This is a genomic window from Metabacillus sp. cB07 (assembly GCF_016839225.1).
In the GTDB taxonomy this organism is placed as follows: domain Bacteria; phylum Bacillota; class Bacilli; order Bacillales; family Bacillaceae; genus Bacillus_P; species Bacillus_P indicus.
This window is the reverse complement of the sequence record NZ_CP069296.1, coordinates 1,349,419-1,372,426: the sequence shown is the minus strand read 5'-3', so window position 1 is coordinate 1,372,426 and position 23,008 is coordinate 1,349,419. Positions and strand designations below refer to the sequence as shown.

General features: G+C 46.2%; 21 protein-coding genes. All 21 read right to left on the bottom strand.

Annotated elements, in window-relative coordinates:
* Positions 1–17: 17 nt before the first annotated feature.
* Positions 18–1,634 (bottom strand): peptide ABC transporter substrate-binding protein, encoded by a 1,617-nt coding sequence (locus JOJ89_RS06860; protein ID WP_203289989.1) that lies wholly within the window; start codon positions 1,632–1,634, stop codon positions 18–20.
* A gap of 32 nt (positions 1,635–1,666) precedes the next feature.
* Positions 1,667–2,662, bottom strand: a complete 996-nt coding sequence (locus JOJ89_RS06855; RefSeq protein ID WP_203289988.1) for an ABC transporter ATP-binding protein — start codon at positions 2,660–2,662, stop codon at positions 1,667–1,669.
* 4 nt (positions 2,663–2,666) lie between these two features.
* Complete coding sequence (locus tag JOJ89_RS06850; protein ID WP_029282015.1) at positions 2,667–3,620, bottom strand: ABC transporter permease; 954 nt, start codon at positions 3,618–3,620, stop codon at positions 2,667–2,669.
* Entirely contained in the window at positions 3,620–4,552 is a 933-nt protein-coding gene (locus JOJ89_RS06845; RefSeq protein ID WP_203289987.1) for an ABC transporter permease, read from the bottom strand. Before JOJ89_RS06845 ends, JOJ89_RS06850 begins: the two co-directional genes overlap by 1 nt.
* Positions 4,553–4,565: 13 nt before the next feature.
* Entirely contained in the window at positions 4,566–5,390 is an 825-nt protein-coding gene (locus tag JOJ89_RS06840; RefSeq protein WP_029565359.1) for a M55 family metallopeptidase, read from the bottom strand.
* 431 nt (positions 5,391–5,821) lie between these two features.
* A complete protein-coding gene (locus tag JOJ89_RS06835) occupies positions 5,822–6,241 on the bottom strand; it encodes a PaaI family thioesterase (RefSeq protein WP_242524675.1) in 420 nt (139 codons plus the stop codon).
* Positions 6,242–6,256: 15 nt separating this feature from the next.
* Positions 6,257–7,039: an enoyl-CoA hydratase/isomerase family protein gene (locus JOJ89_RS06830; RefSeq protein ID WP_203289986.1), complete on the bottom strand. Its 783-nt coding sequence runs from the start codon at positions 7,037–7,039 to the stop codon at positions 6,257–6,259.
* 5 nt (positions 7,040–7,044) lie between these two features.
* Entirely contained in the window at positions 7,045–7,434 is a 390-nt protein-coding gene (locus JOJ89_RS06825) for a PaaI family thioesterase (protein ID WP_203289985.1), read from the bottom strand.
* The gene (locus JOJ89_RS06820) at positions 7,435–8,616 is read right to left on the bottom strand and encodes a thiolase family protein (RefSeq protein ID WP_203289984.1); all 1,182 of its coding nucleotides are present in this window, start codon (positions 8,614–8,616) and stop codon (positions 7,435–7,437) included.
* Between the two features lie 13 nt (positions 8,617–8,629).
* Positions 8,630–9,784 (bottom strand): acyl-CoA dehydrogenase family protein, encoded by a 1,155-nt coding sequence (locus tag JOJ89_RS06815; RefSeq protein ID WP_203289983.1) that lies wholly within the window; start codon positions 9,782–9,784, stop codon positions 8,630–8,632.
* A 12-nt stretch (positions 9,785–9,796) separates the two neighbouring features.
* Positions 9,797–10,615: a 3-hydroxyacyl-CoA dehydrogenase family protein gene (locus tag JOJ89_RS06810; RefSeq protein WP_203289982.1), complete on the bottom strand. Its 819-nt coding sequence runs from the start codon at positions 10,613–10,615 to the stop codon at positions 9,797–9,799.
* 1 nt (position 10,616) lies between these two features.
* A complete protein-coding gene (locus JOJ89_RS06805) occupies positions 10,617–11,489 on the bottom strand; it encodes a 3-hydroxyacyl-CoA dehydrogenase family protein (RefSeq protein ID WP_481825266.1) in 873 nt (290 codons plus the stop codon).
* Positions 11,476–13,095 (bottom strand): long-chain-fatty-acid--CoA ligase, encoded by a 1,620-nt coding sequence (locus JOJ89_RS06800; protein ID WP_242524674.1) that lies wholly within the window; start codon positions 13,093–13,095, stop codon positions 11,476–11,478. The genes JOJ89_RS06805 and JOJ89_RS06800 overlap by 14 nt, the downstream gene beginning before the upstream one ends.
* A 12-nt stretch (positions 13,096–13,107) precedes the next feature.
* Entirely contained in the window at positions 13,108–14,373 is a 1,266-nt protein-coding gene (locus JOJ89_RS06795; RefSeq protein ID WP_051827020.1) for an MFS transporter, read from the bottom strand.
* 19 nt (positions 14,374–14,392) lie between these two features.
* Positions 14,393–15,541 (bottom strand): acyl-CoA dehydrogenase family protein, encoded by a 1,149-nt coding sequence (locus tag JOJ89_RS06790; protein WP_029282039.1) that lies wholly within the window; start codon positions 15,539–15,541, stop codon positions 14,393–14,395.
* 1,450 nt (positions 15,542–16,991) lie between these two features.
* Positions 16,992–18,326 carry a DUF4179 domain-containing protein gene (locus tag JOJ89_RS06785; RefSeq protein WP_203289980.1) on the bottom strand — a complete coding sequence of 445 codons (1,335 nt, stop codon included), beginning with the start codon at positions 18,324–18,326 and terminating at the stop codon, positions 16,992–16,994.
* Positions 18,307–18,807 (bottom strand): sigma-70 family RNA polymerase sigma factor, encoded by a 501-nt coding sequence (locus JOJ89_RS06780; protein WP_242524704.1) that lies wholly within the window; start codon positions 18,805–18,807, stop codon positions 18,307–18,309. The genes JOJ89_RS06785 and JOJ89_RS06780 overlap by 20 nt, the downstream gene beginning before the upstream one ends.
* Before the next feature lie 163 nt (positions 18,808–18,970).
* On the bottom strand, positions 18,971–19,513 hold the full coding sequence (locus tag JOJ89_RS06775; RefSeq protein ID WP_029282044.1) for a DUF420 domain-containing protein: 543 nt from the start codon (positions 19,511–19,513) through the stop codon (positions 18,971–18,973).
* Positions 19,514–19,622: 109 nt separating this feature from the next.
* The gene (locus JOJ89_RS06770; protein WP_203289979.1) at positions 19,623–21,302 is read right to left on the bottom strand and encodes a sigma-54 interaction domain-containing protein; all 1,680 of its coding nucleotides are present in this window, start codon (positions 21,300–21,302) and stop codon (positions 19,623–19,625) included.
* Between the two features lie 4 nt (positions 21,303–21,306).
* Positions 21,307–21,627: a DUF3870 domain-containing protein gene (locus JOJ89_RS06765; RefSeq protein ID WP_029282048.1), complete on the bottom strand. Its 321-nt coding sequence runs from the start codon at positions 21,625–21,627 to the stop codon at positions 21,307–21,309.
* Between the two features lie 164 nt (positions 21,628–21,791).
* Entirely contained in the window at positions 21,792–22,907 is a 1,116-nt protein-coding gene (locus JOJ89_RS06760; protein ID WP_203289978.1) for a serine hydrolase domain-containing protein, read from the bottom strand.
* Between the last annotated feature and the right edge of the window lie 101 nt (positions 22,908–23,008).

The window sequence follows — 23,008 nt, the reverse complement described above, 5'->3', positions numbered from 1 at the left end:
CACCCCTTTTGCACAGCTTACTTCTTATCTGCCCATTTCAGTTCAAGGTATCCGACAGGGTGACGGACGATGCCTGATACATCTTCATTTTGAAGGTACACTTGGTTGTAGAAATGAATTGGAATGATCGGTGCCTCATCAAATAAGATCTTTTCTGCTTTGTAAAGCATTTCAAAGCGTTTTGTTTCATCTGATTCATTTTTCGAGTCCTTGATAAGTTTATCGTACTCAGCGTTTGTCCAGCCTGTGCGGTTCATGCTGTGGCCAGTCTGGAAGTTCTCAAGGAAGTTCACAGGATCTGCATAGTCAGCAAGGAACGAACTGCGTGACAATTGGAATTTAAGTGCTTTTTGGTCTGTTGCAAATACGTTTGCTTCAAGATTTGCAAGCTTCACGTCCACGCCAAGATTTTCTTTGAACATTTGCTGCAGAGCTTCTGCAATCTTTTTGTGTGTGTCATCTGTGCTGTACGTAAGTGTTACTTCAGGAAGTGTTTCATAGCCTTCTTCCTTCATGCCTTTTTCTAAAAGTGCTTTTGCCTCAGCTGCGTCCGTTTTGACAAGGTCGCCGCTGACTTCACGAAAATCTTTTCCTGAAGGATCTTTAAATCCAGGAGATACAAAGCCGTAAGCTGCTGTTTCCTGGTTCTTCGTTACAAAATCAACGATTTGCTTTTGGTCAACCGCCATAGCAAAAGCTTTGCGGATGTTTTTGTTTTGGAACGGCTCAAGTGTAACGTTCATGCGGTAGAAGTAATCTCCCGCCTGCTCTTCAACATTTGCTTTTCCTTCTTCAAAAAGAGTATCCGCAAGGTCAGCAGGCACGTCAGACGTATCTAGCTCACCAGTTTGGTAAAGCTGGAATTCTGTGTTTGTATCTTCTACAATTGCCCAGTGAACGCCGTCAAGCTTCACGTTTTTTGCATCCCAGTACTGATCGTTTTTCTTCATGACAAATTCTTTATCATGCTCCCATGACTCAAGTGTGAAAGGTCCGTTGCTTACAAATGAATCGGCTTCTGCAAACCACTCAGGATTTTCTGTTGCCACTTTCTCGTTTACCGGGAAAAAGGCAGGATTTGCAATCACGCTAAGGAAATAAGCCTGCGGGCTGATTAATGTCACTTCAAATTTCTTCTCGTCAACTGCTTTTACTTTTACATCATCTGCTGATCCAGTTCCGCTGTTATAAGCTTCTCCGCCTTCAATGAAGTAACCGAGGAAAGCTGCACCAGATCCAGTTTCAGGGTTTAATAGACGCTTCCAGGCAAAAACGAAATCGTTTGCTGTCAAATCGTCGCCATTTGACCATTTAGCGTCTTCGCGAATGTGGAATGTGTATGTTTTGCCATCTTCCGACACATCCCATTTCTCAGCAATTGCCGCTTCAGGCTCGTGGTCTTTGCCAAGACGGGTAAGACCTTCCATAAGGTTGTTCAGAGCATTCCAGGAAACCGCATCAAATCCGATGACCGGATCAAAGGATGTAGGTTCAGCCCCGTTGTTTAAATGCAAAATCTTCTCTTCGTCTTTTTCTTTTTTGCCTGTTTCTTTTCCTGCACTCTCATTAGCTGTACATGCTGCAAGCACAAATACAAGCATGGCCGTCAGGAACATTGCCAACCACTTTTTCATAATCTTCCCCCTCTTATTGTTTGATTTATATGTTATTTCATTGATGCTGCGGCTAAAGCCCGGCTGTCCTGCAGCCAGCAGTCTACGTGGTGCTCTTTGCTCAGGGCTGAAGTATATGGATAAACCCTGTCGCAAACCTCCATTGCATGCTCGCATCTTGCGGAAAACGGGCATCCCTGCGGAGGCGAAAACAGATCAGGAGGCGAACCCGCAATCGGGATTAGCTCTTCCCCTTCGATATCAAGTCTCGGTATCGAGCGGAGAAGCCCTTTTGTGTAAGGGTGCTGCGGCTGATAGAAGATTTCTCTTCTTGAGCCTGCTTCCACCACTTTACCTGCATACATGACTGCTACTCTGTCAGCGACTTGGGCAACAACCCCTAAGTCATGCGTGATCAGGATAATGGAGACACCCGTTTTTTTCTGAATGCCCCTGAACAGATCGAGGATTTGGGCCTGGATGGTGACATCAAGGGCTGTTGTCGGCTCGTCGGCAATCAGAACCTCAGGTTCGCACACAAGAGCCATCGCAATGACGATCCGCTGTCTCATCCCTCCGCTGAACTGATGAGGATATTGCTTCAGACGGCTTTCAGGACTTGGAATGCCGACGAGGTTCATCATCTCAAGCGCTTTTTTCTTCGCTTCGCTCTTAGACATGCTCTCATGCTGCATGATTCCTTCCATAATCTGATCGCCGATTGTCAGGGTGGGATTCAGTGCTGTCATCGGATCCTGAAAAATCATGGAGATATCTGCGCCCCTGATTTTCCTGAGGTCTTTTTCCTTCAGCTTTGTCAGATCCTTTCCCTTAAAGAGAATGGAGCCTGAATCAATGCTGCCTGGGGGTTCGGGAATCAGGCGCATAATGCTTTGGGATGTCACGCTTTTTCCGCAGCCTGATTCTCCGACGATGGCAAGCGTCTCTCCTTTGCGGAGGTCAAATGTTACTCCGCGGACAGCTTTTACAGTGCCTCCATACGTCTGGAACGAAACATGGAGATCATTAACTTCAAGTACTTTCGTCATGCTGCTACCTCCTTAGCTTTGGATCAAGCGCATCCTGCAGTCCGTCTCCAAGCACGTTAAACGCAAACATCGTCAGGGAGATGCACAGGGCAGGAAAAAAGAGGCGCCACCAATGTCCAGTTAAAATTGTCGAGAGGGCATCACTTGCCATAACGCCCCAGCTCGCAAACGGAGCCTGAATGCCGAGACCGAGAAAGCTTAAAAATGCTTCTGCGAAAATGGCAGACGGGACAGTAAGCGTGATTTGAACGATGATTGGACCCATCGTATTCGGAAGCAGGTTTTTCCTGATGATCCTGCTTGTTTTTGTGCCGAACGATTTTGAAGCATGGACAAACTCATAGTTTTTGATTTGCAGGACCTGTCCGCGCACGATCCGTGCCATGCCGATCCATCCTGTCACTGTAAGCGCCACGATGATGGTGAAAAGACCCGGGCCCATCACAACCATCAGGAGAATGACGACAAGAAGGTACGGAAGCCCGTACAGAACTTCGACCACGCGCATCATGTAATGATCTGTTTTTCCGCCTTTGTAGCCTGCAATCCCGCCGTACAGAACACCGATTGCAAAATCAATCAGAGCAGCAATGGCCGCTACAAAAAGGGAGATTCTTGCCCCGTACCACGTTCTTGTAAAAACATCGCGGCCAAGCTCGTCTGTACCGAACCAGTATTTCGCAGACGGAGGCAGGTTTTGATCTGTCAGCACCTGGGTTCTGACGGAGTGAGGTGAAATCAATGGGCCGAAAATCGCCATTAATGTGATAAAAATTAAAAAGATAAGGCCTGTCATTGCCAGTTTATTTTTCCGGAGCCTTCTCCAGGCATCGTGCCAGTAGGAGAGACTCGGTCTTACAACCGCTTCTGCTGCTTTGCTGTCTTTGCCTTTAGGGGCAAACCACGCATCAGGAATATCCCGGGACAGATGCGGATCGTGCTGTTTGTTCAGTTCCATTATCGTCCCTCCCGTTTTGACACTTGAATTCTCGGATCAAGAATTCCGTACGCAATGTCTACTAAAAACAGCATCACGATCAAGATGGTGCTGTAAAAGACTGTCGTTCCCATAATAACGGGATAGTCTCTCGTTCCGATGCTTTCAATGAAATATTTTCCCATACCCGGTATCGCAAAGATTTTTTCAATAACGAATGTTCCTGTCAAAATGCTTGCTGCGAGCGTTCCAAGGACAGTTACAACCGGCAAAAGCGCATTTCTCAAGGCATGCTTGAAAACAATTTTCACTGGTGAAAGCCCTTTGGCCCGAGCTGTTCTTATGTAGTCCTGAGTGAGCACTTCAAGCATGCTTGAGCGCGTCAGACGGGCAATAATCGCCATTGGTCCAGTTGCAAGCGCAAGGGTCGGCAAAATCATATGCAGCGGGCTTGACCACGTAGCAGCAGGAAGGATGTTCCAGTTGACCGCAAAGTTTTGAATAAGCAGTGTGGCCATAATGAAGTTTGGAACAGAAATTCCAAGCACCGCTATGGTCATGGCAAGATAATCAATAAATCCGTTATGCCGCAATGCAGCAATCACGCCAAGAGCAATTCCTGAAAATACGGCAACTGTCAAGGTGACAATTCCAAGCTCAAACGACACCGGAAAACCGCGCCCAAGAAGCTCGTTAACTGTCTGTGACGACTTTTTGATCGAAGGACCAAAATCAAATGTGACAAGCGACTTCATGTACATCGCATATTGAACCGGAAGCGGTTCATCAAGATGATAGAAAGCTTCAAGATTACGCTGGACAGCTTCGCTCGTCCCTCTCTCTTCGTTAAAAGGAGAACCCGGGATTGTGTGCATCAGAACAAACGTCAGAGTAATAATCAGCCAGATTGTCAAAATCATAGAAATCAGGCGTTTTATAAAGTATGTATTCATGCTATCCCACTTCCTAACAGAATGTCGTTCTCATAGCCAGTTCCGTCATCACAAGCATCGCGCGGTAGGCTTCGAGAATGTCCCTTGCCTGGAACGTGACAATCGTGGTGTTTTCTTTGTGCTCTGTTCCCGGCATGAGCGCTGCCCATTCAGCCTGTCCATAGTTGGCAAATTCAATGGCCATGAGCGGTCGGTCTGGAGGAGTGAGCGGTTTTACATGTTCTTTATTCTTAATGGCAAGTGCCGTCTTCTCTTTTATCAGCTGCTGTGCTTTTGAAGGAGTAAGAGATTTAACGACTGATCGTGAAATCGTCTCCTTTACGACGGCAGTCGTGACGTTTGGGATAAGAGCCTCCGCTTCCATAGCTGCCTGGTCATCTCCTGCAACCATAATGACCGGAACTCCGTGATAGCCTGCAACATAGGCGTTAAATCCCAGTTCACCGACGGCCACATCATTGATCCAGATTTCTCTCACACCGAAAATCATTGTATGTGACATGACCCCTTTTTTTGAAGCACGTGCATGATAGCCTGTGAAAACAGCTCCGCTGAAACTGCCGTCGAGGCCCTGAACCATGCTGTACGGCTTTACATCACCCGTGATCAGCTGTGTATCAGGATGCAGGTTTTCAATCAGGAGGTTGTTCATTTTCGAGTGGCTGTCATTAACAACGACTTCATTCGCCCCCGCTTCAAACGCCGCTTCTATGACAGCATTCGCTTCCTCTGTCATGATTTTCCGGCCTCTTTCATAGTTGAGCTTAGATGAATTCACATGTGTCTCATCAGCGAGTCCAGTGATTCCTTCCATGTCAACTGAGACATATACCTTCACCTGTATTCCCCCTGTTTTTATTTCTAATTTTCTTAAAATTATAAATTAAAAATCATTACTTTACAATAACATTTACATAAACATGCATAAATACGAATGAACTTCCTTGTTCTCCCATAGTTAATAAGACCTAATTTATTCCTGTTTTACTATATTCAAACATGAATACCATTCTATTTCCTCTCCTCTTTGATAGAGTAAAAGAATGAGTTTAAGAGCTGTATCAAAAAACAATAATGTTCAAAAAAAGAGAAAGAATCCTTGATAATAAAGGAGCTCTTTCTCTTTTTCACAGGATTGGCATTTGTTTTCAAGACGGCTCTTTCCCTTTTTCCCATCAGCTTACTTTGGATTATCAGCTTATTGTTTCGGCAGCCGAAAAACAGTCATTTAGACTCCCCGGCTGTTTTCTTTGCATAAATTTCGGCTGCCTAATGATCTTCCCCGTCCCTGATCAGCTTGAACGTTCCAGAGCCTTTTGCAAGCAGCTTTCCCTCTGAATCTCTTATTTCACCTTCCATAAAAGCAGTCTTATATCCGAGCTGAAGAATCTTTCCTTCCGCATAGATTTCTCCTCCCGTGCTCGGTGCCAGGTACTGGATGCTGGAATTGATGGTGGCACACCTTGTTTTGGACACAGATCTGAGAAGCATCCCCTGTACATAATCAAGCATGGTGGCATGTACGCCGCCGTGCAGTGTGCCGTTTGCATTCAGGACATACTCTTTCATCTGGAGCTTAATTTTCACTTCATTTTCCTCAAAGTGCACGATTTCGATTCCCATGTGCTGAAAAAAAGGACTTTCCTCAAAGCTCCGCCTTATTTCTTTCACATCCATTGCCGTTGCCATTAAAAGCCACCCCTTCTATCTGGACGTAAACTGCGGCTTTCTTTTTTCTAGGAAAGCTGCCGTTCCCTCATTTTTGTCCTCTGTGGAAAACAGGACGGCCTGTGCGAGCTTCTCAATCAGAAGACCCGTTCTCTGATCGGCATCAAATCCTGCATGTACAGCAAGTTTGGCAAGCTTTACAGCAAGCGGCCCTTTCGATAAAATTTCCTTTGCCGCTTCTTCTGTTCTAGCCTGCAGCTGTCCGCTTTCTGCCACCTCAGACACTAAGCCGATGCGATAGGCTTCGTTTGCATCAATGATTTTCCCTCTCAGAATCATGTTCATCGCGGGCCCTTTTCCAATCAGTCTTGCAAGCCGCTGCGTCCCGCCGGCACTTGGGATAATGGAGAGATTCAGTTCCGGCAATCCGAACTTTGCCTGTTCAGAGGCTATGCGGATGTCACAAGCCATAGCAAGCTCGCAGCCTCCTCCTAATGCAAATCCATTGACCATGGCAATCGTCGGCTTTTCATATGTCTCTATGTAGTCGTATACCTGCTGCATCCCCCCGGGATTAAAGACATCCAGAGCAGTCCGTGTTTTCAGCTGGCCAATATCAGCTCCGGCGGCAAATGATTTCTCGCCGCTCCCCGTAAAGATGATGCAGCCTGTTTCATCGTCTTTTGCCAGTTCCTGAAGAGCCTCGGTCATTTCATCAAGTGTTTCTTTATTTAATGCATTTCTGCGTTCAGGACGGTTAATGATCAAATAGGCAAACTGCCCTGATTTTTTCACTTCAATATTTGCAAAAGCATTCATCTATTTCAGCCCCTTGTTTTCAGCAATTTAAAATCTCCGTGTCCAATAGCTGCCAATGTCTGATCTGATCTGTATACCCAGCCTTCTGCAGATGCTATCCCGTCCCTGGAGCAGATAACCTTAGCTGTACAAGTGAAAAATGGAGCAGGTGTCGGGTCTATGATCGTTGAACTCAGAACGATAGTTGCAGTGGGAGCTGCTCCTGCGAGTGATGCTGCAGTCCCCATTGCAATATCAAGCAGTGTGTAAAACACACCGGTCCCAACCGTATCCTCATCAAGCAGATGCTCCCTGCACGTCTCAACCGAAATAACAACAGCGTCTCCTTGATTCTCTTCTCTTTTCATTGATAAATGGCTGAAAAACGAGGAATGCACCATGTCCGGAGCTTTCATTTAAACGAGCTCCAGCATCAGTGCCATTCCCTGTCCGCCGCCGATGCAGAGTGTTGAAATTCCGGTCTTTTTGCCGGAACGCTTCATTTCATGCAGCAGAGAGACCGTTATTCTTGCACCAGTAGCCCCAAGCGGATGACCGAGTGCTATCGCTCCCCCGTTTACATTCACTTTCGAAGAATCGAGTCCAAGCTCTCTTATGACGGCCAGAGCCTGGGAAGCAAAGGCTTCATTCACTTCGAATAAATCGATGTCTTCTATGGATTTCCCCGTTCTCTCGAGCAGTTTTCTTACGGCAGGGACGGGTCCGATTCCCATAATTTCCGGGGAAACTCCTGCCGCTGCCCAATCCGTGATTCTTGCCATTGGCGTAATTCCAAGCTCTTTGGCTTTACTCTCCCTCATCAGGACAACGGCTGAAGCCCCGTCATTTCTGCCGCACGCATTCCCTGCCGTGACCGTGCCTGATTTGCGGAAAGCGGGCTTTAGCTTTGACAGCTTTTCATAGGTTGATTCCGGACGGGGGTGTTCATCTGTCTTGAATGTAACCGGGCCTTTTTTAGTCGGCACTTCAACAGGTGCAATCTCCTCTTCAAAAAGTTGCTGATGAACCGCTCTCGCTGTTCTCTGCTGGCTTTCGATTGCAAATGCATCCTGATCTTCCCTTGTAATGCCATACTTTTCGGCTACATTTTCAGCTGTTATTCCCATGCCCAGGTGCTCTCCATAGATCTCTTTAGGCTGCTGGCCATTTTCTTTGTTCGAATCAACAAGTACAGCTGCATCTCCGCCAAAGCGTGATCCCCTTAAATAAATGGGAGCCTGGCTCATGTTTTCGGTTCCTCCGGCAATAACAATCTCGGCTTGGCCTGACATGATCTGCTGAACTCCTGATGCGATGGCCTGCATGCCGGATGCGCAGAGGCGGTTGATGGAAAAGGCGGGTGAAGTTTCAGGAATACCCGCACGGAGCGCTGCAACCCTTGCAACATTCGAAGCCATTGTCGTTTGCCTGACTTCGCCTAAAATGACTTCGTCCACCTGTTCGGGCGTAATCCCAGCGCGGACAACGGATTCCTGAATGACCCTTGCTGCGAGCATGCTTGCCTCAACGTCCTTAAGCGTTCCCCCGTAGCGCCCAATCGCTGTCCGGACAGCACTTGCAATAATAATTGAATCCATACCCTCACCCTTTCTATTGCTGCTGATACTGCTTTTTCAGCTGACCTGCAATGATGTTCTTCTGAATTTCGGACGTGCCTTCATAAATTCTTGTGATTCTTGCATCACGGAAAAAACGTTCAATCGGATAATCCGCAATGTACCCGATCCCGCCGTGCACTTGAACCGCCTTGTCTGCAATTCTGTTGTACACCTCTGACCCGAACAGCTTCAGCATGGCTGCTTCTTTTATAACTTTCATGCCTTCATCAACCATCCAGGCGACCCTGTAGGTAAAAGAACGCAATGCTTCAATTTCCATGGCCATCTCCGCAATCATGTGGGAAACTGCCTGATGCTCAAAGATTGGAACATCAAATTGCACTCTGTCCTTTGCATAAAGCATGGAAAGATCGAGCAGTTTTTGACATGAACCAAGATTCCTTGCAGCAAGCCCCGCTCTTCCGTTGGCCAGAATCTTCAGGGCATTCACATACCCCTGCCCTTCCTCACCGAGAACGTTTTCTGCTGGAACCTCGCAATCCTCCATGATGATTTCAGCCGAATGAGACCCGCGAAGGCCCATTTTCTTTTCAACAGCTCCTACTTGGAAGCCGGGAAAATCTTTTTCCACAATAAAGGAGGTGATTCCCTTCGGACCTTTGGCGGGATCCGTCACAGCCATTACAGTAAAAACACCTGCTTCCGTCGCGTTTGTAATGTAATGCTTCGTCCCGTTCAGGATGTATTTATCACCTCTTTTTACAGCTGTTGATTTCAGATTGGTCGCATTGGATCCTGCGCTCGGCTCAGTCAGTGCAAATGCTCCGATTTGCTCTCCGGCAGCCATTTGCGGGAGATATTTTTGTTTCTGCCCTTCATTTCCCATTTCCACAATACCAACGGTACCGATTCCTGTATGAGCGCCAATCAGCGTAGTGTACCCGTTATGTGTAGCTCCGATTTCTTCGTACAGAGCACACTTTCCAACCATTCCGATGCCAAGGCCGCCGTATTCTTCGGGAATACTTAAACCAAATAGTCCGAGCTCTTTTGACATGGCAATAATCCGTTCAGGGATTGCATTCGATTCTTCAATTTCCATTGCAGCCGCTTCAACCTCTGTTTGAACAAAGTCGCGGACACCCCGCTTTAACAGCAGAATATCCTCATCCAATTGAAAATTCATATGCATGGCCTCCTAGCTGTAAGTATAAAAACCGCGTCCGCTTTTCTTTCCGAGCCATCCGGCTTTCACGTATTTCACAAGAATCGGACAGGGGCGGAATTTTTCACCGAGTGTCCGGTGCAGATATTCCATGTTGCGAAGCCTTGTATCAAGTCCCACTAGATCGGCTAATTCCAAAGGACCCATAGGGTGATTTAATCCAAGCTTCATGGCTTTATCGATGTCTTCTGCAGATCCGACACCCTCCATAAGCATCGTCATCGCCTCATTTCCGATCAGGCAATTCATCCGGCTGACCGCAAAACCCGGGTATTCATTGATTCTCACGCATTCTTTTCCAAGCTTTTCGCCGAAATGAAAGCAGCTTTCAACCGTTTCATCTGATGTTTCGAGACCGCATATGACTTCAATCAGCTTCATTTTAGGGACAGGGTTGAAAAAATGAAGGGCAATACACTGATTCGGTCTGCCTGTCTGCGCGGCAATTTCAGTCGGGCTCATGGTTGATGTATTCGTCGCAAGAATGGCTGAAGGCTTTGCATATCGGTCAAGCTCTTTAAACACGCTGATTTTAAGATCCATTAATTCAAGAACGGCTTCTATGATTAAGTCGGCGTCCGTTGCAGCTGATTTCAGGTCAGTCGTAAATTCAAGGTTTGCGTTTTCTATGCTTATTCCGGCTTTTGCGGCTTGCTTGCTGATGTATGAGCGCGCCGTTTCCAAAGATTGTTCTGATATGTCCTGGATGGTCACTTCATAGCCTGCAGCAGCACATGCATAAGCAATTCCCCGCCCCATTGTTCCTGCACCGATCACACTGATTTTTTTCACCCTATCCCTCCACAGCGGCCTTTTCATACGTATAGAAGCCTTTTCCGGTCTTCCGGCCGAGTTCTCCGTTCTGCACTTTTTCACGGACTATTTTTGCAGGCATGTCCCGTTCGTCCCCGCTCTCTTCATAGCGCTGCATGCGGACAAAGTAATTGACGTCAATACCGGTCAGGTCCATCAGGGCAAAAGGACCAATCGGATGATTCAGCGCTTTCGTACACACCAGATCAATTTCTTCGTGAGAGGCATAGCCGTTTTCAAGCAGAAAGACAGCTTCATCCATGAGCTTGCCTAATATGCGGTTGGCTATAAAACCTGAAATCTCTTTTTTCAACAAAACAGGAGTCTTTTTAATCGTTTTAACAAATTCCATGGCTGTATTAGCTGTTTCTTCTGACGTGTGCGGTCCTTTCACGACTTCTACAAGCTCCATGACAAGGGCTGGGTTAAAGAAGTGAATGTTGCAGACTTTTTCAGGGTGGCTGGTCGCATCAGCAAGTTTCGAGCTTACGATCGTTGAGCTGTTTGTAGCCAAAATGGCATGCGGCTGCGTGATTTTATCCAGCTGCCTGAACAGTTCTCTTTTTACATCCAGCTTTTCAACAATGGCCTCAATGACAAGGTCGGCATCTCTTACATCCGCCAGGTTTGAGGTAAATAAAATTCTGCTGAATGCAGCATCCGTTTCTTCAGCTGTATACCTCCCCTTTTTCACCCGCTTATCCATCTGCTGATGAAGAAAATCCTTTGCTTTTGCCAGACTTTCTCCGCTCACATCCTGAAGCGTTACAGGATAGCCTGAAAGTGCACACACCATGGCAATCTGCGACCCCATTGTTCCTGAACCAATAACAGCAATCTCATGAATCTTCATTTCCATTCTCCCCTTTCAAACTCTCTTCTTTAATCAGCAGCCGCTTCAGCAGTTTTCCCACTGTGTTTCTCGGGAGGCTCTCCCTGACTTCAAACTGCTTCGGCACTTTATAAGGCGTCAGCTTTGTATAGCAGTATCCTTTTAATTCCTCTGCATCTATTAGTCTTCCATCTTTAGGAACAACGTAAGCTTTGACTCTCTCCCCGTGTTCTTCATCAGGCAGCCCTACTACAGCAGCTTCTTTTACATCCGGATGCTCATAAAGGACACCCTCAATTTCCTGAGGATAAACATTGAATCCGCCAAGAATGATCATTTCCTTTTTCCGCCCGACGATGTAAAAATAGCCTTCTTCATCCATCGTCGCGAGATCTCCCGTATACAGCCAGCCGTTTTGAAGTGCTGCATGCGTTTCGCTTTCATTTTTCCAGTAGCCCTTCATAATCTGGGGTCCCTTAATCAGCAGTTCCCCCACGCTTTTTGGACCGAGCTCCCTGTTGTCTTCATCTACAATCATGCAGTCTGTCAGGGGAACAGGAATGCCGATGCTCCCTATTTTCCGTTTTCCAAAAGGCGGATTGCGGTGGGTGGAAGGTGAAGCTTCGGAAAGACCGAACCCTTCTCCGATTCTTGTACCTGTCAGCTTTTCAAAGCGCTGAATGATTTCCACCGGAAGCGGTGCAGACCCTGAGGAACACAACTTTAAGCAATGGAGCTTCGCTTCCTCAATTTGGGGATGATTGACAAACGCAATGTACATCTTTGGAACACCGGGAAAAAAAGTCGGTCTGTACACTTTGATTTTTTCCAGAACATCATCAATCTCAAATTTTCGGAAAAGCAGAAGCCTTCCGCCTATGAAAATGCCAAGATTCATCCCGCTTGTCATCGCGTAAACATGGTAGAGAGGCGTTGCAATGAGTACGGTTTCCTCTCCTTGAATCATAGAGTCGCCATACATCAGGTAGCTTTGATAGACATTTGCGGTCAGGTTGTAGTGAGTGAGCATGGCGCCTTTCATTTTTCCGGTTGTCCCGCCTGTGTACTGAATCACCGCCACATCTTCCGCTGCATCAATTTCTTCCGGCTGATGGAGAGGCTTCCCGGATTCAATCAAGTGATCAAGACTGGAAAATGAATCGTCCTGCCCGTCCGGCTGAGAACCAAATGTATAAGAGAAAGTGAAGATATCACTGATTTTCCTGATGGTTTCTCTTCCCGCTTTATCTGCGACGATAGCGGTCACTTCCGCGTCCATCACAATCTGAAGAAGCTCCCGGGCCGTATACATCGGATTAATCTGAACCACAACAAGACCAAGTGCATGTGCGGCATAGTACGAAACAACATAATCAGGGTGATTGGCTAGCATCAGGCCAATACGGTTCCCTTTTACAAGGCCCAGTTCCCTCCAGGCTCCTGCCAGCCTGTCAACCCGGTCCTTAAGCTCCAAATAGGACGTCTCTTCTCCTTCAAACAAAATGGCCGTCTGATTTCCGTATCTCTCTGCTGTATTCTGCAGCATCATGTAGAGAGATTGCTCAGGCAGATGGACATCCCTGTGCTGGTAAAAAGAGTTCCAGGGCCGTTCTATTCCTTTTTTCACAATGCATACCCCCTACTTGCCAATTGCGGCCTGCTGCTCGGGCGCAAAATCGATTTTCTGCTGCGGTCTTACAAATGCAGTAAATAAGACTCCGAACAAAACGATCAGTCCGGCCATAAACAAGATGGACCAGTCAAACCCTGCTGCACTGTTTTCTCCGCCGGCAGCAACGATATACCCTGTAATAAGCGGACCTACAATTCCTGCAAGGTTCCCTGAAGACGTCAGAATACTCGTCATAAGATTTCCTCTGTCAGGCAGCAGCTGAATCATAATTGTCGGTCCTATCGTCAGGATAGCGTATGTAAGACCTTTAGCAAGGCACATAGCGATGATGACCCAGACAGCGTTTGTGACAAGAGCGGTAGAAGCTAGAAGCACTGCCCCGATAATCATGGCGTAACCGACAACATATACGCGCGAGGTCTTCCAATCTTTGTTTTTCTTAAACATTCTGTCTGATAAAACAGATACTCCGATATAAACACCGACTGAAACCAGACCGATGCCAGATACGGCATACCCCATCTCCATGCTGCTCATATTGACAACCTTCACAAGGTAAACAGGCAGCCAGACGGCAAACCAGACGACAAGAAGATAGGTTGAAAAATAAGCAAGCGTCGTAAAAAGGGCGGAAGGTTTTGACAGCATCAGCATAAATGCTTTCAAATCAAGTTTTTCGAGTTTTTTCACTTTTGGCTTTTCCTCTTCTTCAAGCTCATCTGCACGAGGAACATCTCTAGTAAACTGAATCGCCACAAACCACACAATGCTTGCCAGACCAAGAACTGCGAACGCAACCCTCCAGCCGAACATGTGGATGAGGGCGACTAAAATCGGAGCTGCGACCATTGCTCCAAGTGTTGCTCCTGAAACAACAACGGAATTTGCCAGGCCTCGAAGCTTCGGCGGAAACCACGTATTGGCGTGATTATAGGCAATCGGACTGAACGGACCTTCAAATGCCCCGAGCAAAAACCGGTAAAGCAAAAGAAGCGGAAGACCTGCAATGGCCAATACGCCAATCTGCAGCACAGCCCACGTAAGCATCAGAAAACCGAGAACCTTCTTCGCTCCGACTCTGTCTGCCCAGGCAGCCCCGAAAATACCCGTCACCGGATACAGCCAGTAATAGCTGCTTCCCACAAGACCCCAGTCGGCATAGGAAAGATTAAATTCCTTCATAATCGGCACAGCCGCAAGTCCAGTAATGGATTTATCAGCAAAGTTAATGAACATTCCGAAAAACAGCAGTACAAGCACAGTCCAGCGCATGTTGATTCCCCCCAGTCGCCTAATTTTCTTCAAGCACGCGTCTTGCAATGATCAGACGCTGAATTTCGTTCGTTCCTTCATAAATCTTAGTAATTCGCGCATCACGGTAAAAGCGCTCAACCGGATAGTCGGAAACATAGCCCATCCCGCCGTGAATCTGTACCGCTTTGTCCGCAACGCGGTTAAAAACGTCGGATGCAAAAAGCTTAGCCATCGATGCTTCTTTGATTACTTTTTTCCCTTCGTCAATCATAGATGCTGCCATGTAAGTCAAAGTCCGTGCTGCCTCTGTTTCGGTTGCCATATCCGCAAGCATCCATTGGATCGCCTGATTGTCGGCAATCGGTTTTCCGAATTGTACCCTTTCTTTTGCGTAAGATGCTGAAAGCGCTATCAGTTTGTCGCATGACCCGACAGCCCTAGCAGCAAGGCCAACCCTGCCTTCACTGAGAATTTTCAGTGCCGACATGTATCCCATCCCGACCTCACCAATCACATTTTCCTCAGGAACGATACAGTCCTCAAAAATCAGCTGTGCCGTATGAGACCCGCGAAGACCCATTTTTTTATCTTTTTTTCCAAGAGAAAATCCCGGAAAATCCTTTTCGATTAAAAACGCGGTGATTCCGCCTTTTGCTCCCTTATCCTTGTCCGTCAGAGCAAAAACAGTGAACACATCCGCAACTGGCGCATTCGTAATGAAATGCTTCGTTCCGTTCAAGATCCACTGATTGCCTCTTTTTTCTGCACGAGTTGAAAGATTCGTCGCATCAGATCCCGCACCCGGCTCAGATAATGCAAAAGCAGCAATCTTTTTCCCCGCTGCCATTTCCGGCAAATATTTTTGTTTTAAGTGCTCTGATGCGAGCTTCACCAGTCCTGTGCTTCCGATGCCAGTGTGAGCGCTGATCAGACTGACAAACCCATTGTGGGTATGACCGAGCTGTTCAAGCACGACCGCCTTTCCGACCGCATTCAGCCCAATACCGCCGTACTCCTCAGGAATGCTGATCCCAAACAGTCCCAGATCCTTCGCCTGCTCCACAAGATGATCCGGAATCCTGTCCTCATCCTCAATCTGCTGAGCGTACGGTTCAACCTCCTGATCAACAAAACTCCTAACCATTTTCCTCATTTGTTCAATTTCCGGTGTGACGGTTGCCTGCATCCTTAAATCCCCCTTTTTTGTTGTTGCTTATATAGATGCAAGAAGTGTGCCAAGATGTAAAACGGGAATCTTAAAGGATTTAAAGAATGAGGTGATTCATTTTTGAATTGAATTTGTCGAGATTACGGGGTATTTGCGATTCATTTTTGAATCAGAGGATTCAGGAATGAATGATGGAGGGTGCTGTGCCAAACCTTCGGGAGCATCAAGGGCTGATTGGTGCTGGCTTTAGACTATTATGAATTAGCAGCACAATCTCAGTGCGGGGCCAAGCCGAAAGTGCTCTATGCATGAGTTAGCTGCACAAACTCAGTGCGAAGCCCAGCCGATAGTGTTCTAAACTTGAGTTAGCAGCACAAACTCGGTGCGGGGCTCGGCCGAAAGTGTTCTATACATGATTTACCAGCACAAACTCAGTGCGGAGCCCCGCCGAAAGTGTTCTATAAATCATTTAGCAACACAAACTCAGTGCGGAGCCCCACCGAAAGTGTTCTATACATGATTTAGAAGCACAAACTCAGTGCGGGGCCAGCCCGAAAGTGTTGTATAAATGAGTTAGCAGCACAAACTCGGTGCGAGGCCCAGCCGATAGTGTTCTAATCTTGAGTTAGCAGCACAAACTCGGTGCGGCATGGATTTGGCGTTGGACTGTTATAAGCCTAGTTGGATCGTTAGACCGGGTATCGCGCTTGTTAGAGGTGCAATTCGGATCGTTAGACACTGGATTCGGACTGTTAGCTCGTTTAGAGACTCTGAGATGACCTCTTTTTTTAATGGAACAGGTATCCTGGTCACAAGGTTTCTAGAAAAGAGGCATCTTCGCTCTTTTTTGGCTGCGGCTGATTGCTGTTTTTATTGAGATTTGGACTGTATTTGGCGTTGCGTTGGACTGTTAGAAGCCTAATTTGGATCGTCAGACCGGGTACCGCGCTGGTTAGAGGTGCGATTCGGATTGTTAGACACTGGATTCGGACTGTAAGCTCGTTTGGAGACTCTGAGATGACCTCTTTTTTAGCTTGGCGCGTGGATCCTGGTCACAAGGTTTGGCACTCCGTCTAAAGTGTTCTAAACATGAGTTAGCAACACTAACTCAGTGCTGGGCCCTTCCGAAAGTGCTCTAAACATGAGTTAGCAACACTAACTCAGTGCTGGGCCCTTCCGAAAGTGCTCTAAACATGAGTTAGCAACACAAATTCTACCCGGAGCTCCGCCAAAAGTGTTCTATAAATGTTTTAGCAACACTAACTCAGTACGGGGCCTCGCAAAAATGCTCTATAAATGATTTAGCAACACATACTCAGTACGAAGCCCCGCCGAGAGTGTTCTAAACATGAGCTAGCAGCACAAATTAAAAGTCACGATTCCAACTCTATAAACCATCAGCAGCCCCCATAAAAAATGCCCCCAACTATATGTTAGGAGCATCATTTTATATCAGGTACAAACCGTCCTATTCCAACTCTATTTTAATCGGCTCCATTTTTTCAGAAGGCCGGTTCATGCTAAGTACACCAAACGGCACAGACAGTGTTAAATCTTTCATATCGGTTTCAGAGGGAATGGCATAGACCGACTGAAAGCGAAGTTCCTTATTATCAGCAGCTATACTTATTTTGCCGTTCATGAGAGTCTCTTTGTTTTTAATGGAAACTCCTTCTGCAAAGTTCTGAAATACGCCCTTTTTGAATTCCTCATCAGAAGCATTTGAAAGATGATAATCAACAATGAGCTGATCTCCATCTCTTTTCACCTGTTCCACTCGCAGCTGATAGCCAAACCGGCTGCTTTCAACGACAAGCGCTGGTGACAGTTTAGCCATTGTCGGAGACTCATCCCTTTCAATAACAGGAAGAACTGTTAACACATCTTCATTTTTTAAAAGATCATCTGTATATAACACGCGCCAGTCTGTGACGATCATTCCAGCTTTTTTCTCAGAACGGATCACCTGGCTGCTCACTGGAAACTGTTCTTTGCCTCCTGCATCCTTTATCTTAAAAGAGAGTTGGTCATATTCGTTTGAAAGAATCGTTTTGTATTCAATCACTGTCGTCGTTTTCCCTTTTGCGACAGTTTGAATAGTTACCGATTCGCTTCCTGATTTCGACACTCCGTTTACGGCAAGTACCTTAGGTTCAATCCGCTTTAAAGGTACTTCAAATTTCCAGTCACCTTTTTCTCCGGCAATTGAAGTGAATGTCAACGGAAGAGTAAAGTCCGAGGGAAGCTTCTTTTCATCCAAGTAATACTCAGCCGTTCCAATGTATCCATTTTCTGTTTCAACGAGTGAATGACTGCCCGCCAGCTGACTGGATTCTTTGCCGTCAAATAATGACAGGCTGTAGCCGGAAGCGGGATCATTCGGGCCTTCTTTCCATTTCTCCGGCAGGTTTTCCCCTTCGGCTTTAAACGTGATTCCGACAACATTTCCTTCATAATAAGCACTTGTCAGCGTAATACTTATTCCGCCGCTTTCAGCCTTCTCGTTCAGTTCCTTGACGAGTCCTGCTGAAGCAAGTTCTTTTCCTATCGTAAAGGAAGAGAACGGTTCATAGAGTGATCCAATCAGTGGAACACTCGCGAGCACCCCATTGACTGGCGCAAAGAAAAACCCTGTTCCAAGAATGATGGCAGCTGCAGATCCTGACAAAACTCCGGCAGAAGCGAACATTTTCTTCTTTTTTTGTTTTTTGCCTTCATGTATTCCGCGGGACACGGCGGCCATAATGTCGTCTTCCGGTACGGCAATTTGATCGATCTGACTGTCAAACCAGCTTTTGTTCATGGTCTTTTCCTCCTTCAAGGGCTGCTTTCAGCTCAGCTTTAGCTCTGCGCAAATAGGTTTTCACTGTGTTTTCGGGTTTTTCCATCATGTCTGAAATTGTCCGGATTGGTAAATCGTGATAATAAAACAAGAGAATAACGGTCTGGTAGTTTTCACTAAGTCCGCTTATCGCACGGACAAGATCCAGGTCATTTTCCTTTTGCACAAAAGAAACGTTCTCAAGGAACGCACTTTCCATGGCAACGGCTTTCTTCTTCTTTCTCAGCAGCTCAAAGGCTGTTCTGATTAAAATCTTCATCAGCCACGTACTGAAATATTCGGGCTGCTTTAACGTTCCAATCGAGATAAACGCTTTGCAGACCGTGTCCTGGAGAACATCCAGTGCGTCTTCTTTGTTTCTCACATATATAAACGCGGTTTTATACAGCTTTGTACTTTCCTGTTTGATCAGTTTTTCAAAGGCTTTTTCATTGCCTTTCATCGCTTTTTTTACAGTATGTATGTCCACTTCTTCCTCTCCTTTCAGCTGTTAGAGGAAACACATGCTGGAAAAGTTTCAAAAAAGTTCTATTAAAATCATTATACTTTTAAAAATAGTTCCGTCTTTTGAAAACACAAAAAAAGCCCAGCAAAAGCTGAGCTCCTTAATAGTACGGGGAAATCATCAAATACACAACAACACCTGTAAAGCTTACATAAAGCCAGATCGGCATGCTCCAGCGGACAATTTTGCGGTGCTTGTCAAGCTGGCCAGTCCATCCCCACACGAGTGAGAAAAGCGCAAGCGGCACAATGATGGCTGCGAGGAAGCTGTGTGTAATTAAAATAAAGAAGTACACGCTGCGGATGATTCCTTCTCCGCCGAACCGGGTCGTTTCAACTGAAAGGTAATGATAGGTCAAATACGACACGCAGAAAAGCAGAGTTGTCGTAAAGGCTGCCAGTATGAAGCCTTTATGAAGCTTGACGTTTTTCTTAATAATCGATACGAGCGCAATGACTAAAAAGACAAAGGTGAAGCTGTTCAGTACGGCATTGATCCGCGGAAAAATATGAATATCGAATGTAACCTCGCCGCCGTATCCGATCGGCAAAAAGAACAAGCCTAGGATGATGGCATTGACGACAAGGGAAAGGGTTACGATAATCGCCGTGTAATTCTTGCCTGAGCGATGTGTCTGTTCCATAAAATTCTCTCCTTGTGTTTCAATATGCTTTATTGTACCACGGGGAGAGCGCAGAATATTCGACAATTGTATGAAGGATGTGCCGGCGACAGGCCGTTCCTCAGGCAAATTAGTGGACAGGCTGCCTGACAGCAAGTCCGTACTTCTTCAGTTTTCGGACAATCGTCGGCTGGCTGCTGTCCAGAGCTTCTGCCATTTCATAGGTTGTCCGGTATTTTTGGACAGCAAGAGTCAGGATTTTTTCTTCCGCGAGTTCAGCAGCTTCTTTTAACGTGACAATTTCAGATAGCTTAATCGGCCCTTCCCCTTTGTACTCGGCCGGCAGATTCTCATGTGTCAGCACATCCTCTTCACTGATCAGCACAAGCCTCTCAACCAAATTGGCAAGCTCCCGGACATTTCCCGGCCAGCTGTAGGTGTAAAAGAAATCTTTCAGCGCTGCATCCATCCGTTTGCTCTTGCCGTACTTAAGATTGGCTTTTTCCAAAAAGAAAGTAACAATCGGCAGTATGTCGTTTTTCCGGTTCCTGAGAGGAGGAATGAAAATTGGAACAACATTGAGACGGTAAAATAAATCTTCGCGGAACTCTCCGTTTTGAACCATTTCTTTCAAGTCCTTATTTGTCGCAGCAAGAATTCGGACATCTGCTTTTTTAGAAACCGTTGCACCGACCCGCTGAAACTCTTTCTCCTGAATCACGCGAAGCAGCTTAACCTGCAGATTCAGCGGAAGCTCGCCCACCTCATCCAAAAACAGGACGCCTCCGTCTGCAAGTTCAAACATACCCGGTTTCCCTTGTTTATTTGCGCCAGTAAAGGCTCCGCCCTCATAGCCAAACAATTCAGATTCCAGAAGATCAGGGGGGATGGCCCCGCAGTTCACTTTAATAAACCTCCCTCTATCTGAGCGCCCGCTTCTGCTGTAAATGTAGCGGGCAAGCACATCCTTTCCGACGCCTGTCTCACCCAGAATGAGAACGGTCGCTTCCACGTTGACGATTCTGTCAGCCGTTTCATAAATGGCTGCAAGCTCTTCGCTCTCGATAATAACGTCACCGCTGCTGTTTTTTCTTTTAAGACGTTCAATTTCTTTTTTATAGCTGTCATTGAGTTTCGTTGCTTTCCTGAGAGCGTTCTGCAAATCGTTCAGCTCGGATAAATCTCTGATATTTGTAACGATGCTCTCAATTTCACCATTGTCATTAAAGACAGGGTTTCCTGTCAGCAGCGTTTCTTTTCCTGTCCGGTTGAGCTGCACCACTGACACGCTTCTTCTTTTTTCCATCACTTTATGGGTCACTGAATTTTCAAGAATCCCGCGCTCAATAAGAGCGTTTACATTTTTCCCTGTGTAATATTCCTTTGGTATGCCTGTAATCCGCTCGATGGCACGGTTCGTCCTGAGAGTGACCCCATCTTTATCTGTTATGTAAATGCCGTCATAGGAATTATCAATAATCGCATCCAGTTCCCGGTTAATCCGCTTTGATTCCTTCAGTTCATCAATCAATGAAACAAGCTCAGTCGAAATCGTGCCAATATAAAGGCAGTCCGCTGAATCCTGTATGGACGTTTTTATGAAAATACAGCTGGTGTTGCCGCATGCAGCCTGAATCAGCTTCCCGCCGCCAAGCTCATCCCACACGTCAAATACTTGATTGATATGGCGTCCATCAGTTTCCATACCGCCACTCAGCTTCTTTAAAGAGGCATTGGCCTGTACAATCACCTGCTCGTCCGTAGTCATCATGCACGGAAAAGGGATATTCATCAGCGTTTCTGTTTTCATGTCCTCACCGTTCAATCTTCAGCTGCTGATATTGAAAATGCAGATCAGACAGCGCAGCGATGATGGCATGGATGGCTTTTCCGCAGTAATGTTCCCTGACATGCTCAGTGACTTCATCCACCCCGTTCTGAAGGCTGTAGCCCCGGAGAAGGCGTCCGACAAAATCTCTTCCGTGCTCCGTTGCAAGGGTGCAGGAGGCTTCAAGAATCACCGCATATCTTTTATCAATTTCAACCGTAATGGTCAGCATATCGTATACGTTCTTCGCCGCCATTCCTGCAGGCAGGCGCGCATGTCCCGCAATAAACATCGTCTGTGAATGCATGGTGAGGTCCCTCTCTTTCAGTAAATGATTTCGCTTCTCTAACCTTACTTCTTTACAATCCGCGAATCTCCTTCCTTTTGTATCAAAAACGTACAGTCGTTACCTTCTGAAAAAACAGCATCTCATAAAAAATGCCCCTCAGCATAAGCATAAGGGGCAGCAGTTTACTTTTGTCTTTTCATTATACTGTTTTTAGCGAGCTCAAAAACGTCCCTGACATCTGAATAAGGTTCTTCCCCTCCATCAAATGTGCGGTACCAGAACACTCCCAATGGAGACGTCCCCGTGTTGTTCATCATCGCAAGAGAGATCTTGCTTTCTCTATCTACAACCACATACTGTCCCCCTGCGCCAACCGCCCATTGCAGCATTTGATCCTTTTGCTTTTCCAGCCACCATAAATAGCCGTACCCCGTAAATCTGTCGACATCGGTTATTTCAGAGTACGCTTCAAAACTGGCATCAATCCAATTTTCAGGAATGATTTGCTTATCTCTCCACTTCCCGTTATTGGCATAAAGCGAGCCGAACCTCGTAAGGTCTTCTGCGCACATGTAGAATCTGTACATTGGCATGGAAGTTTCTTCTGACTCCTGATAAACCACATTTGACGGCTGGAATTTCTTCATCTCTGTTGGTTTGGCAATCCATTCGTAGAAAGCTTCGCCTAGGGATGTGCCTGTCTCCTGTTCAAAAATGACGCCTAGAGTATTAAAATCCCAGTTGTTATAGTAGTAGTGCTCGTTATGGCTGTAGGTGCCTCTCTCAGGTCTTTTTTCTTTCATATCTTTTGATTCGCCCAAGGATGTAATGTAAATACCGGAACGTGCTTTCAGCAAATCTTCTACTGTCGCTTGTTTCTCCTTTTCAGAAAGCGGATTTTTCGTGTCATCAATCCCCAGCTCCTCCAGTGTTCGATCTACATTTATTAATCCTTTTGACTCGGCAATTCCAAAAAGAGCACTAATGAGGCTTTTTCTGACGGAGGCAACATTTGAAATTTGATCACTCTCTCCGTATTCGGCAAGCACGTTCTGGCCTTCCATAATAAACAACGAGTCCGCCTCATTTTTGTCCATGATTTCAGTTAACCTGTTCATTGTATTCTGACTGTCATAATCAGACTGATTCAGCTCCTTATGAAATTGATTGTTTTTTGAAATTGTAAATGGAATGGATAAATAACCGGCAGCTCCTGCTGTGCTAAAAAATAGAACTGCTGCTAGTATTATGGCTGTTTTCTTCACTGTAAAATCTTCTCCTTGTTGATTGATAACCATGATTATCAGCCTTAAAGCAGCTTTAAGGTCAACCTCTTTTTTAAAAATAGGATGATTTGTTATACTTTTCTCAGGCGCAAGAGAAGACAAGAGGTGTCAAA

Bases quoted from the DNA above. Each gene is read 5' to 3' on its own strand.
- JOJ89_RS06770 (WP_203289979.1), bottom strand. From the start codon at position 21,302: ATGAAAACAGAAACGCTGATGAATATCCCTTTTCCGTGCATGATGACT.
- JOJ89_RS06765 (WP_029282048.1), bottom strand. From the start codon at position 21,627: ATGCATTCACAGACGATGTTTATTGCGGGACATGCGCGCCTGCCTGCA.
- JOJ89_RS06820 (WP_203289984.1), bottom strand. From the start codon at position 8,616: ATGGATTCAATTATTATTGCAAGTGCTGTCCGGACAGCGATTGGGCGC.
- JOJ89_RS06825 (WP_203289985.1), bottom strand. From the start codon at position 7,434: ATGAAAGCTCCGGACATGGTGCATTCCTCGTTTTTCAGCCATTTATCA.
- JOJ89_RS06775 (WP_029282044.1), bottom strand. From the start codon at position 19,513: ATGGAACAGACACATCGCTCAGGCAAGAATTACACGGCGATTATCGTA.
- JOJ89_RS06830 (WP_203289986.1), bottom strand. From the start codon at position 7,039: ATGAATGCTTTTGCAAATATTGAAGTGAAAAAATCAGGGCAGTTTGCC.
- JOJ89_RS06780 (WP_242524704.1), bottom strand. From the start codon at position 18,807: ATGAAAGGCAATGAAAAAGCCTTTGAAAAACTGATCAAACAGGAAAGT.
- JOJ89_RS06805 (WP_481825266.1), bottom strand. From the start codon at position 11,489: ATGAAGATTCATGAGATTGCTGTTATTGGTTCAGGAACAATGGGGTCG.
- JOJ89_RS06785 (WP_203289980.1), bottom strand. From the start codon at position 18,326: ATGAACAAAAGCTGGTTTGACAGTCAGATCGATCAAATTGCCGTACCG.
- JOJ89_RS06790 (WP_029282039.1), bottom strand. From the start codon at position 15,541: ATGCAGGCAACCGTCACACCGGAAATTGAACAAATGAGGAAAATGGTT.
- JOJ89_RS06860 (WP_203289989.1), bottom strand. From the start codon at position 1,634: ATGAAAAAGTGGTTGGCAATGTTCCTGACGGCCATGCTTGTATTTGTG.
- JOJ89_RS06795 (WP_051827020.1), bottom strand. From the start codon at position 14,373: ATGCGCTGGACTGTGCTTGTACTGCTGTTTTTCGGAATGTTCATTAAC.
- JOJ89_RS06845 (WP_203289987.1), bottom strand. From the start codon at position 4,552: ATGAATACATACTTTATAAAACGCCTGATTTCTATGATTTTGACAATC.
- JOJ89_RS06815 (WP_203289983.1), bottom strand. From the start codon at position 9,784: ATGAATTTTCAATTGGATGAGGATATTCTGCTGTTAAAGCGGGGTGTC.
- JOJ89_RS06855 (WP_203289988.1), bottom strand. From the start codon at position 2,662: ATGACGAAAGTACTTGAAGTTAATGATCTCCATGTTTCGTTCCAGACG.
- JOJ89_RS06850 (WP_029282015.1), bottom strand. From the start codon at position 3,620: ATGGAACTGAACAAACAGCACGATCCGCATCTGTCCCGGGATATTCCT.
- JOJ89_RS06760 (WP_203289978.1), bottom strand. From the start codon at position 22,907: ATGGTTATCAATCAACAAGGAGAAGATTTTACAGTGAAGAAAACAGCC.
- JOJ89_RS06835 (WP_242524675.1), bottom strand. From the start codon at position 6,241: ATGGCAACGGCAATGGATGTGAAAGAAATAAGGCGGAGCTTTGAGGAA.